The sequence below is a fragment of the Variovorax sp. MSC1_012 genome (assembly GCF_023667525.1).
In the GTDB taxonomy this organism is placed as follows: domain Bacteria; phylum Pseudomonadota; class Gammaproteobacteria; order Burkholderiales; family Burkholderiaceae_C; genus Variovorax; species Variovorax beijingensis_B.
In genome coordinates, this window is sequence record NZ_JAMOZJ020000002.1 from 674,921 (window position 1) to 686,935 (window position 12,015).

The following is a 12,015-nucleotide window of genomic DNA, read 5'->3' on the forward strand; positions in this document are numbered from 1 at the left end:
ATCCTTTCTCTGCTTACCCTTTTTCTGGCGGCATGCGGCACTCGCCCACCCGCACCGCCGGACTGCGAAGGGCCACTCACACCGATCAACGTCTCGGGCGGTGTTTCCCCATCAGGAGCAGTCAATGCGCCGGGACGCCTCCCTTGAGAATTACCTGAACGAAGCCCAGAGCTGGGAACTCGACCGTGCACGTCGGGCGGAGCGATCGACCAGGATCGCCTGGGCCGTAGCTACATCGGCGGCATTGATCGCGGTTCTCGCCGTCGCCGCCGTCAGCGGGCTCACGCCGCTGAAGGAGCCAGTCCCCGTTCTCATCCGGGTCGACAGCAGCAGTGGCATCGTCGACATCGTTCCCACCTACGAAGGCACGACCGACATCGAGCAGGTCGTGACACGCAACCTGCTGCAGAACTACGTGATTGCGCGCGAGCGTTATTTCTACGGCACCGCGGAAGCGGACTACGAATTGGTCGCCTCGCAAAACTCGCCTCGTCTCAACCAGGAGTGGGCGACTTTGTGGCCGGCCGACAACCCGGCCTCACCTCTGAATGTCTACAAGGACGGCACTTCCATCCGCGCACAGGTGCGATCGATCACCTTCCTCAAGCTGGAGAGCGGGAGAGACAAGCTGGCACAGGTCCGCTTCAGCCGCTCGACGCGCGCAGGCGGCACCGGGGAGGAGCAGACCAGCCACTGGGTTTCCACGATCGAGTTCGCCTATGTCCCGCCATCTGCGGACAACAAGATGCGTTCGCTCAACCCGCTGGGCTTTCGCGTCGTCGAATACCGCCGCGAGCCCGAGGTCGCCCCGGCCGGCGTTGCACCCGGCAGGCAGGATGCACGATGAAGCCCGGGCGCGTGCACCGCAGCTTTCCGCTGGCGATCGGACTGGCGGCAAGTCTGGCGCTTGCCGCGCCGTACGGCCGAGCCGCGACCGTGCCGGCTGCCGGCAAGGTCGATGCCCGGGTACGGGTGATCGCCTACAACCCGGCAGACGTCATCAGCTTGCAGGGGTACGTGGGCTACCAGATCCATCTGCAGTTTGCCGAAGGCGAGGAGTTCGTGAATCTCGGCTCCGGCGACAACGGCGCCTTCGACATCGGCGCCGAGCGCAACCACTTCTTCATCAAGCCCAAGGAAGCGCGCGCCGCGACCAACTTCACTGTCCTCACGAACTGGCGGACCTATCATTTCGACTACACCGTCTCCTCCATCACGCCGATAGGCGCTGCCACCAGGCGCATGGTGTATTCGATACGTTTCACCTACCCAGAAGACGAGGCCCGAAAGGCAGCCGAGGATCAGGAGCGGAGCCGGGCCGAGGCGCGCATGAGCGAAGGGGCGACCGATCGGCCACGCAACTCCGACTACTGGTTCTGCGGGAGCGATTCGCTCAAGCCCGTGAGCGCCCATGACGACGGGGCGCAAACGCGTCTGCGTTTCCACGCGCGCTCCGACTTCCCGGCGATGCTCGTCCAGAACGACGACGGTTCCGAATCGCTGTTGAACTTCAACGTCGACGCGGACGAGGTAGTGATTCACCGCGTGGCGCACCGCATTGTGCTGCGGCGAGGCGGACTGGTCGGTTGCGTGATCAACCGGTCCTTCGTCGGCGGCGGCGCGCGCACCCCCACCAACACCAGCGCAACAGGTGTGCGGCGCATCACTGCAGGAGATGGGCCATGACCTGGATGAGCGAGCCCCGTCGCGCGTCCCGGACCGATCCCCAGGAGCAGGGCGACGCGCCCGAGATCGACCCGGACACCGGGGAGATCCTGGCAGCGCAGCGAGCCGCGGCCCCGGGAGGCGGGACGTTCCGGGCCGCCGAAGAGCGCCCGACGATCCAGGGCGAGCGCGCCATTCCATCGGTCAATCGCGAGCGCTCCATCCAGTCGCGCATCAGCGGGTTCCTGGCGCTGACAGCGATCATGCTGCTGGGCGCCGGATTCCTGTTCTGGTACTACAACACCCAGTATGCCAAGACCCAGGAGGCCGAAGAGGCTGCGAGAAAGGCGGCGGCTGCGCGCGCCGGCGGCGAGATGAAGGTTCCGCCGCTCGGCCGCATCGATCCGCCCAGAGCGATGCCGGAAGCAGCAGCGACCGCCGCCCCTCCCTCCCCGCCGCCACCGTCGGCAAACGGCGCCAACACGGGACCGCCGCAGAAGACACCCGAGCAGATCGCATTGGAACGACAGCTGGGCGCCCCGGTGCTTCGGCGTGCCCAAGCCGCACAGGCGCACAGCGCCACGACGCCGCACGCGTTCGCGGATCCGACGATGCTGCCTGCCGGCGGCGTGCCAAGCATGGCCCAGCTGATCGGTACGCTGCAGCCGCCCCACGCCGGTTCGGCGGCACCCGGCGGCAGTCAGCTCGCCGCCAGCCTTCGGCCCACGCCGACCCCGGCGGTCGTCGCCCAGACCCTGCCGACACGGCGCATGCTTTTGCCCAAAGGCGCGTTCGTCGATTGCACGCTGGAAACCGCCATCGATTCCACCTATGAGGGCATGGCCACCTGCATCGGCGCGAGCGACGTCTACGGGGCAGACGGCAAGGTCGTGCTGCTGGAGCGTGGCACCAAGTACGTCGGCGAACAGCGTGGAACGCCGCGACAAGGACAGGGCCGCGTCTTCATCGTCTGGAACGAGGCGCGCACGCCGACCGGCGTCGTGGTCCAGTTGGCTTCTCCGGGCACCGACGAATTGGGACGCAGCGGCCTCCCCGGCTTCGTCGACACCCATTTCTGGGATCGCTTCGGTGCCGCGGTCCTGATCTCGGTGATCGACGGCACGATGCAGACGATCGCCGCCCATCAGCAAAACAGCACCTCTGTCGGCAGCGGCGGCGGCGTGGTGATCGGCCCGCAGGGCAGCCGCGACGTCATCACGGAGGTCCTACGCAACACCGTGTCGATTCCGCCGACCGTGATCAAGAACCAGGGCGAGCGGATCCAGATCCTGGTCGCCCGCGATGTGGATTTCAGGAGCGTCTATGCGCTTCGAACCGAACCGGCCATCCCTTGATGGCGAGCCCGGCGCCGCCGCAGGCGACTGGCAGCCGGCGCGGGCGCGGGCGCACGCGCGTGACGCAGCCTCCGCTGAGTCGCCATCGTCGCTTGCTCTCTTTCTCGGTCCGCTCGGCAGCTTATTGGATGATCCCGCGGTGACCGAGATCTGCATCAACGAGCCCGGTGCAGCCTTCGTGGAACGGCAGTCCGGCTGGACACGCGAGGCGTTGCCGTTCGCGAACTTCGACTGGTGCATGTCCATCGCCAAGCTCGTGGCCAACTTCACGCGACAGCGCATTTCGGCCAACGAGCCGCTCCTGTCCGCCACGCTCCCGGGCGGCGAGAGAATCCAGATCGTGCTGCCGCCTGCGACCCTGGACCAGACCGTCTCGATCACGATCCGGCGTCCCTCGAACACGCTCTGGACCCTCGAAGAGCTGGGGAATTTGCACATCTTCGAGACCACGTCCAGTGCTCCCGCGACTCCGGCGCGCCAATCTGAACTGGCGTCCCTGTCACCCGAAGACCGGGAGCTGACAGAACTCCTCGCACGCCGGCAATTCGTGCCCTTCCTGCGACGCGCCGTCCGGTTTCGCAAGAACATCCTACTGTCCGGCGCCACCGGGTCCGGCAAGACCACGGTCGGCAAGGCGCTGATCCTCGAGGTGCCGTCCGAGGACCGCCTGATCACCATCGAGGACGTGAAGGAGCTGTCGCTGCGCAACCAGCCCAACCACGTGAGGCTCTTCTACTCGCAAGGCGCCCAGGGGCAGGCCGAGGTCACGCCTGGCCAACTGCTCGCCAGCGCCAAGCGGCAACGCCCCGACCGGGTGTTCGTGTCCGAGCTTCGCACCGGCGAGGAGGTTTACGACTATCTGGTGTCCGTGAACACCGGCCACCCAGGCTCGATCACCAGCGTGCACGCCGACAGCGCGGAGATGGCCTTCGTCGCGCTGGCGCAGTTGATGAAGCGCAGTCAGGCGGGCCACGGCATGACCACGCGTGACGGCGTGGAATTGGCGCAGATGAGCGTGGACATCGTGGTGCAGTGCGCGCGAGAGCGCCGGGACGGCCTGCTGCGGCGCATCGTGCAGGAGATCTGGTATGACCCTGGCACCAAGATCCGAAGGCTTGCCTAGCCCCTTCAGAATCGCGGTCGCGCTGCTGGTGGCGGCGCTGGTCGGCATGTACGTCGCCGGCCAAGCTTTCCTGATCGCGATGAATCTTCCGCCACAGCGCGCCACGCTGCTGACCCTACACGAGTACTGGCAGGCCTACGGCGAGCGGCCGGACGTGCGCCGTGTCCTCATTGCGTCGCTGGCCGGCTCCCAGGGGCTGATGCTCGGTTTGGTCGGAATTGCCATGCTGCCTCGCCGCCGGCCGCTGCATGGCGATGCCCGATTCGCAAGCCGTCGCGAGATCGCGCGATCGGGCCTCCTAAACGAGCACGGCATCATCCTCGGGCGGCTCGGCAATCGCTACCTGGTGCTTCCCGGCCAGCAGGGCGTCGCACTCGAGGCGCCGCCGCGCAGTGGCAAGGGCATCGGCGTGGTCATCCCCAATCTGCTGAACTGGCCCGGCTCGGCCATCGTCAGCGACATCAAGGGCGAGAACTTCACGCGCACCGCCGGCTTCCGTGCGGCCCATGGGCAGCAGGTGCATCTGTTCGATCCCTTGTCCGAGAGCGAGCGCTCGGCACGCTGGAACCCGCTCGGCTACGTCTCCGAGACGCCCTACCGGTGTATCGACGATCTGCAGCGCATCGGCACGATGCTCTTTCCCGATCCACAGGCCGGCGACCCGTTCTGGACCTCATCGGCCAGATCTCTGTTCCTCGGCATCTCCCTCTATCTCTTCGAGACCAAGGGTGCCACGCGCACCTTGGGCGAGGTCCTGCGCCAGGGCATGGCCAGCGATGCCGAGGGCTTTCAGAAGCACTGGAAGCGCGTGATCGACGCCTGCGAGCGCGCCGGGTACCCCTTGTCGCAGGAAGCGGTGCAGAGCCTCTACGATGTGATCGACCTGGCGCCGACCACGGCCTCCAGCATCCGCAAGACCTTCACCAGCCGCCTGGATCTGTGGCTCAATCCGATGATCGATGCGGCCACCTCGGCCAACGACTTCGACTTGAGGGAACTGCGCAAGCACCCGATCTCGATCTATGTGCAGATCAACCCCGACAACATCGCCCGGCTGCAGCCGCTGCTGAACCTGTTCTTCCAGCAGGCGATCGGTCTGCAAACACGAGAACTCCCCGAGAACAATCCGCAACTTCGCCACCAGGTGCTCCTGATGCTCGACGAATTTCCGGCGCTCGGGCGCATCCCCGTCATCGCCGACTCCACAGCCTTCCTGCCCGGCTATAACGTGCGCACCGTGGTCATCGTCCAGTCCAATTCGCAGCTGATTGAGAAGTACGGTATCGAGGGCGCCAAATCGATCCGAAAGATGCTTGCCGCACGCATCGTGTTCCCGCCCAAGGAGTACGAGGACGCCGAGGCCATCTCGCGCGAGTTGGGGACCTACACCGTCCAACAGAAGAACGTCAGCCGCCCGATGTGGGGCGGGGCGAACAAGGAGCCGACCGTGAGCATCAGCGAGCAGCCGCGCCGTCTGCTGCTGCCCCAGGAGGTCAAGGAACTGGGGCCGGAGCGGATGATCCTGTTCTACGAAGGCCTGCGGCCGGTGCTGGCGCACCGGATCCTCTACTTTCGCGACAGGCTTTTTGCCCCACGCGAACTGCCGCCACCACCGGTGCCGAAGCTGAACGTCGACAAGTCCGGCGGCGTCGCCGCGACCACGCCGGCGGCAACGCCCGATGACAGGAGAGACACGCCCCGCACGGGTCCCGGATCGATCTCCAACGCCACGCCTCAGGACGGTGGTGCCGCGCTGACAGCCAGGCAGACCGGTACCGTGGCCGGCGATGTATTGAACGACGACTTGAAGCTGGACGATTTCTCGTTCGACTTCGACGACGTGGAGATTCCCACCGAGAAGCTCAGCGACGAAGACATGAAGCGCCACGCCGATGAGTTCATGGTGCGAATCCTCGACTGATGCCACATCGAACCGGTTCGGACAGCCCGGGTCGCCCTGCCTGACAACACACGTGAAAGGAGCCGCAATGTCCACAGACCGTTCTTCCGGAAACCAAGCTCCGAACGGGACCGAGAGCACCGCACCTTGGAATGGCGCGGGCTCCATCCAGGGAGATGCGCCTGCTGCGGGCCACGGTCATTCCCGGGTACCCGATGCCATCGAGCGCCGCTACCTGCGCATCGACAATCGCTACTTCTTCCCGGACCGCACCCTCGCGTTCATCGACGACGGCCGCCGCCTCCGCGTGCGGACCGAGAACCGCGAGGTGCTGCACAGCGTCGTGGCGATCGCCGAAGCGCGCGGCTGGCGGATCATCGAACTCAAAGGCACCGAGATCTTCCGTCAGCGCATGTGGCACGAAGCCGCGCTGCGAGGCATCGGGGCCCGAGGCTACGAACCGACCTCGGCTGAGATCCTCCAGGTCCAGCGTGCGTTGAAGAAAAGAGGGTCGCCCTCGCACGAGAACGGACGGGGTCCGATACCTGCGTCGCTGGACCGCGAAGCAGCAACCGTGCACCAAGGCGCCGTACCCGCCGAAGCCGGTTCCAGTGCCAGTCTTCATCCGCACGAAGAAGAACCGCAAGACCGCCGATTCGAGCGCGGAGGGCCAAGATCGCCTGTCAGGGGGATGCTCGTGGCGGCCGCCGCCGCACCCTATCAATTCGATCCGGCGCAGCGCATGTCCTTCTACGTGATGGTTCGCGCGGAAACCGGGGCTCGCACCATCTGGGGTACGGACCTCGAGCGGGCCCTCGCAGAGTCCGCTTCGCAACCGCGCATCGGCGACCAGGTGGTGCTCACGCAACTCGGCACCCGTCCGGTCAACGTCCGGGTGGCGGCCCGCAATGCGGAAGGCGAACTGGTCGGCGAAAAGAAAATTGTCGCGCAGCGTGCGCGGTGGAGCATCGAGACATCCGATCATCTTCGCTCGATGGAACACCACGCCACGCGCATACGCACCGGGGAATTGCTGTCCGATGCGGCCCGGGGTCACCACCCCGAACTGGCCACGGCGGCGACGGACCTCAAGCTGGCCGAGCAGTACGCACAGCGCGTAACCAGCGATCGATCCTCCCAGCAGCGCCTCGTACAGCTGATTCGCGAGCGGATCGCCGAGGCGCTGGCGCAAGGTCGCGCCATCCACCTTCCGGATCGACTCCCGCGCCCCGCGCGCATGCATGCGCGCCAACGCACGGCCCGAAGCCGGGATGAGTTGAGCCACGAGCGCGTCTAGCAATCGTTGGAAACCGGGGTTGAAGCTTGCAGCTTTTCGTCCAGCCTTGCGTGCGCGTTGTTCGCGCCTCTCTCCGGTCCTGCGCTGGCGCGGAACACCATCCGAGGCGCCTGCTCGACACTCCGGGCGAAGGGCCTATGCCTTCGGCACCGAGACGCGGCGAGGCTGTTCGGTCCTACTCCACCACCAGCTTTCTGGTCAAGGAACGGGTTTCGGTCCGCTCGAACGCGCGTCATGCCTTGAACACGACAAGTTCATTGCGGCGGACAACACGGACATGCAGGCCGGCCGCCCTCAACCGCGCGTCCTCGGCTGCACAGCGCAACGCCGAGAGCTTGTTGGTTGTACGCAATGCCGGTGCTCACCGCGTCGCACGGCGTGGCGTGGCGCCAGCAATGGATCGAAGGTATTGAACCGCCCCCAGCGTCCTGATGCACAAGGGATTCAACCGGTCCCGTCACCATGTCTCGAAGGCTCCAGATGCGCAACCGAGTGAAAACTCAGCCGCAGGTGAGCGACTGGTCGATCTCGAACGGCTCGCTCGAAGCGCTCAAATGGGTCGGTCTGTTGCTCATGGCGGGCGATCACGTCAACAAGTACCTGCTGCATGGGTCGAGCCCGGCTCTCTACGCATTGGGTCGCATGGCGATGCCGCTCTTCGGCTTCGTGCTCATGGTCAACCTGACACGCCCCGGAGCGCTCGAGAGCGGCTTGCACCTGCGCGTCATGAAGCGACTGGCGATCTTTGCCCTGCTGGCGACACCCGCTTTCGTTCATCTGGTCGGCTGGTGGCCATTGAACATCCTTGCCACCCTTTTACTGGCAACGCTGATCGTCTGGCTGCTGGAGCGGGACGGCTGGCCCGCGCGCTGGATGGCCTTGATCGCCTTCCTCGTTGGTGGCGCCGTGGTGGAGTTCTGGTGGCCGGCGCTGCTCTGCTGCCTGGGCGCCCGGGCGTTTCTGCGCAGGTCCACCGGTCTGCGGATGCTGTTGTGGGCCTTGGCGACGGCTTCACTCACTGCCATCAACGGCAACTTCGCCGCAGTGGCCGCCCTGCTCTTGATCTGGGGAGCTCGGCAGGTTGAGATTCCGTTGCCGCGCAGTCGGTGGGTCTTCTACGCCTTCTATCCAATCCACCTCTCGCTGATCGCCCTGGTGTTGATCGTCACCGAAATTTGACCTGGCGGGGATGCTCCGATGCCGATCCAATGCCGCGGCACGGGGTCGGTCTGCGTTCGAGTGCGCGTCGCGTTCACCGGGTGCGCGTTCCGGGCGGCTGAGCATTGTCGCGGTCTGGGGTTCGGCGTCTGATCTGCTCTTTCCAGTGGTCGGCCAGTCGCTGTGAGTCGGTTTGTATGTCCGGCATTCTTTCGACGAAATGATCCACTTGGCCGGCAAGATCTGCCTCGCCCCGTCTTCGAAGCGCATCTGCTGTGGCGCGCCAATCTGCGACCACCTCCCGCCGGGTGTTGCGCATCTTCTCTTGTCCGTCATCCACGGCGCCTCGCCCCGACCTCAGCGCCTGGAGCAGGCTCTCCAGCTTGGCGCGCATGAAGGTCGAAGTCTTCGGCGACCGATGCCTGGTCCGGTCGCTCGGGGGCAGTTGCCCGAATGCCCGAAGCGCACGGAGCCGATGATGGATTGCATCCCTGTAGGGCTTGCGGGTCTGCCCTCGCACCTGGCGCGGCGTGGCATTGGCCGCCACGCCCTGCTCTCGCATCAATGCGGCGAACTGCTCGCGCCACTGGCGCAGCGTGTCCTTTCGGATGTAGAGGCGCTTGCCAGGCTCGAACTCGTGTTCGCACTTGACCACCAGATGCACATGGGGGTGCGGCTGGTCCGTGTGCAGCACCATGGCGTAGCGATGTTGCAGCGCGAAGTTCTCGCGCGCAAAGACACGGGCGGCCGCCCGTACCTTGTCCGCTGGCGTGCCGGCGGGCATGGACAGGACGATGTTGTGCACGAGCTTCGCACGCGTGTCTTTCTGCCCCACAGCGGGCCTCGGCTTGTACTGGCTTCTGCAAAGCGCCAGCTGCCAGTCGGCCGTGATCTCCTTGGCGGCACCCCGGCCCTGCGGCGCCAGTCCCTCGTCGGTTTCCAATTCCAGCTTGCCGTGCCGGCCGATGTAGCGCAGATGGGCCTCGACGCCGCCGACGTCCCGTGCGCCGCCGGAGACCTTCACCATCACCTCGGGCGTGCGCCCCACCGTGCGCTGGATCTGGGCGATCTGGTCGGCGCCGAAGCGCAGCGTGCCGCCAGGCCCTCGCCGACCGTAGCTCACGATGTCCAGCGCCATGTCGCGCGGCGCATCGGCCGCGCCGCGGCCGCTTTGACCCGCGCGCGCGATCTGTTCAGGCACGGGCACTCCCGGCGCCGGTCTCCCAGCTGATCAGGTTGCGGCGCACGAGGGCGGCCGTGGCTTCGCGTGCCTCCTCGACTTCCCGCCGGACCCGCGCGATCGTTTCACTCAGGTCCGATGCAGGCTGAGACAGAGTGTTCGGCATGCCGAACATTCGGAGCTGCCGCCCCAATGCGGCCAGTTGGGCGCCGGTCCCTTTGATCTGGTCCAGCTCGTTCGGCGGCAGCACGGCCGCGTCACGCACATGGTTGTGGATCAGCAGGGCGAGGTAGCTGGCGGTCTTCATCCCACGGGCACGGGCTCGCTCTGCCGCCAGCGCGTGATCGCCTGTACGAAGCCGCAGCGTGACGCGGTCCGCTACGCCGGGGCGGTTTTCCGATTCGCCTTCAGGCCGCTGTCCACCCAAGTCCAGCCAGCTTTCGCCGTTGGTCTTGAGCACCCCGGCATGTACCTGCTGGTGAAGACGGCCGGGAAATACTGGCGAATGGACTACACCTTCGCCGGCAAGCGGAAAACGCTGGCGCTGGGAACCTACCCAGAGGTCTCGCTGGCCAAAGCCCGGGATCGCCGCGCCGCCGCCCGCGAGCTGCTGGCAGACGGGACCGACCCGAGCGCGGCCAAGCGCGAAGAAAAGAGAGCCCGAGCCGACGCGGCGGCGAATACGTTCGAGGCGGTTGCGCGCGAGTGGCTGGGAAAGACTGCGGCCAAACGAGCCAGTGGAACGCAGCTCAAGGTCAAGACATGGCTCCAGAAGGACGTGTTTCCCTTCATCGGCAAGATGCCTATCTCCACCATCGGTCCGCGCGACATTCTGGAGCAAGTGGTCCGCAAGCTGGAAGCTGGAAGCACGCGGCGCCATCGATTCTTTCGCAGTTTGACCACCGCCGGCGCACTCAGCTGGGTGTTCTCTCTCGGTCAGGATATCCATGCTGCGTCCACTACTCATGTCAGTGGACGCAAGGGTGACGCGACGCCTCTGTCAACTCAAGAGGGCACTGAGGCCACGCTTACCCCTCAGCGCAAACCCCGGCAGCAGAACTCGGATACGCAGGGGCATTCTGTGAAGGATCGATCAATCGGTCATACCCTGCGACGCCGGCATCCAACCCGTATCCCTGAGCAGCTATTCCAGCTTCATGCCCAAACTCCATCCCGGGCGCGGGGGTCTCCAGAAAATCCAGTACCGTTTGCGCAATTCTCCGCGTGTCGAAAAAGTCCACCAGTCTTCCACTGACACCATCCCGAATCACCTCGCGCACAGGCGCGGTATTGGACGCCACGATCGGCGCGCCGCAAGCCATCGCTTCCAGCAGCGACCAACTCAGCACGAAAGGGTACGTTAAATACACATGAGCGGCGGAAACTTGAAGCACTCGCAAGTACTGCGCACGGGGAACGCGCCCCAAAAAATGAGTTCGGTCTGGGTCGAGCGATATCTCGCGCAGCATCTTCACCCTCCAGTTCGGAGCGTCTGACGGTCGCCGACCATAACTAACACAGTCGCCGCCAACGATGATTGCGTGGCAGCGCGGGTGTGAGGCCTGGATCCGTTGCAGAGCCCGAACGAAGATGTGAAAACCACGGTAAGGTTCCAAGTTGCGCGCAACATAGGTAATCACGGGATCTCCAGCCTTCAAATGGGCGCCGTTCGGCATCGTGATAGTTGCCCGGGGATCGGGGCCTAGCCCGTGCGTGTCGATACCTTCATGCTGCACCACGATCTTGGGTTGCAGGATCATAGGAAAGCGGCTGCGCTGCCATAGAGTTGGACTCACCGCCACATCGCATTGCACCAGATCGAGTGCATGCTGCGCGTTCCAAGTGCGAATGCGTGCACAGTCATCGAAACTGGATGGAAATTCCGGGTCAAAACCCACGTCTCCGCCCTCTGCTCCGTAGTACCACTCGCACAGATGTACGAGGCGTGCTTTGGGGAATACATCCCTCGCGTACAGCATTTCGCCCCATCCGGGATGACCCAATATCACATCGGGCACGTAGCCTTTCTGGCGCAAGCTCAACATTGCCCGTGCGACAGCTTGTCCGTGAAGGACTGCGGACTCCATCGATCGCAGATAAGGGTGCTGTCGCGGGTGTGGCGAACGAGCGAGGCGGTAGCGAATCATCGCTCCGAACCCGTCAAGACCAGGGGCGCTCTCTCGACCAAGCGCTCGAACTTCCCACCCTGGGCGTTGCTGCCACGTTCTGACGAGATGGCCGAACTGGCCGGGAAAGTTCTGATGGACCACGAGAATCCGCATCAGACGCTCCCCAGGCCGCGCGTGTGCGGCCCCCCTTGAGCGAACGTAAGCCCCG

The 12,015-nt window shown here is 65.2% G+C and carries 10 protein-coding genes and 1 pseudogene; 8 read left to right on the top strand and 3 right to left on the bottom strand.

All coding sequences use genetic code 11. The features are described 5' to 3' along the window. Window positions 1-124: 124 nt before the first annotated feature. The 7 genes from L1081_RS28640 (at window position 125) to L1081_RS28670 (ending at window position 8,519) form a co-directional block, all read left to right on the top strand. The gene (locus tag L1081_RS28640) at window positions 125-847 is read left to right on the top strand and encodes a VirB8/TrbF family protein (RefSeq protein ID WP_489416885.1); all 723 of its coding nucleotides are present in this window, start codon (window positions 125-127) and stop codon (window positions 845-847) included. Next, window positions 844-1,686 (top strand): TrbG/VirB9 family P-type conjugative transfer protein, encoded by an 843-nt coding sequence (locus tag L1081_RS28645; RefSeq protein ID WP_489416886.1) that lies wholly within the window; start codon window positions 844-846, stop codon window positions 1,684-1,686. Before L1081_RS28640 ends, L1081_RS28645 begins: the two co-directional genes overlap by 4 nt. Next, window positions 1,683-3,020, top strand: a complete 1,338-nt coding sequence (gene virB10, locus L1081_RS28650; RefSeq protein WP_489416887.1) for a type IV secretion system protein VirB10 — start codon at window positions 1,683-1,685, stop codon at window positions 3,018-3,020. Before L1081_RS28645 ends, virB10 begins: the two co-directional genes overlap by 4 nt. Next, window positions 2,989-4,143 carry a P-type DNA transfer ATPase VirB11 gene (virB11, locus tag L1081_RS28655; protein WP_489416888.1) on the top strand — a complete coding sequence of 385 codons (1,155 nt, stop codon included), beginning with the start codon at window positions 2,989-2,991 and terminating at the stop codon, window positions 4,141-4,143. The genes virB10 and virB11 overlap by 32 nt, the downstream gene beginning before the upstream one ends. Beyond that, on the top strand, window positions 4,109-6,064 hold the full coding sequence (locus L1081_RS28660; protein ID WP_489416889.1) for a type IV secretory system conjugative DNA transfer family protein: 1,956 nt from the start codon (window positions 4,109-4,111) through the stop codon (window positions 6,062-6,064). Before virB11 ends, L1081_RS28660 begins: the two co-directional genes overlap by 35 nt. Window positions 6,065-6,131: 67 nt before the next feature. After that, entirely contained in the window at window positions 6,132-7,340 is a 1,209-nt protein-coding gene (locus L1081_RS28665) for an LPD7 domain-containing protein (RefSeq protein ID WP_489416890.1), read from the top strand. Window positions 7,341-7,802: 462 nt separating this feature from the next. After that, window positions 7,803-8,519 carry a TraX family protein gene (locus tag L1081_RS28670; RefSeq protein WP_489416891.1) on the top strand — a complete coding sequence of 239 codons (717 nt, stop codon included), beginning with the start codon at window positions 7,803-7,805 and terminating at the stop codon, window positions 8,517-8,519. 73 nt (window positions 8,520-8,592) lie between these two features. Here the strand turns inward: L1081_RS28670 and L1081_RS28675 are convergent, their stop codons facing one another. Together L1081_RS28675 and L1081_RS28680 are read right to left on the bottom strand one after the other, a co-directional pair. Further along, entirely contained in the window at window positions 8,593-9,636 is a 1,044-nt protein-coding gene (locus tag L1081_RS28675) for a relaxase/mobilization nuclease domain-containing protein (RefSeq protein ID WP_489418001.1), read from the bottom strand. Between the two features lie 55 nt (window positions 9,637-9,691). After that, window positions 9,692-10,138 (bottom strand): hypothetical protein, encoded by a 447-nt coding sequence (locus L1081_RS28680; RefSeq protein ID WP_489416892.1) that lies wholly within the window; start codon window positions 10,136-10,138, stop codon window positions 9,692-9,694. 45 nt (window positions 10,139-10,183) lie between these two features. Here L1081_RS28680 and L1081_RS28685 point away from each other — a divergent pair. Further along, window positions 10,184-10,480: pseudogene (locus tag L1081_RS28685) on the top strand (integrase arm-type DNA-binding domain-containing protein); the annotation flags it as partial. Window positions 10,481-10,706: 226 nt separating this feature from the next. On the opposite strand, the gene L1081_RS28690 reads toward L1081_RS28685, so the two are convergent. Continuing rightward, the gene (locus L1081_RS28690) at window positions 10,707-11,960 is read right to left on the bottom strand and encodes a glycosyltransferase (RefSeq protein WP_489416893.1); all 1,254 of its coding nucleotides are present in this window, start codon (window positions 11,958-11,960) and stop codon (window positions 10,707-10,709) included. Window positions 11,961-12,015 lie beyond the last annotated feature (55 nt).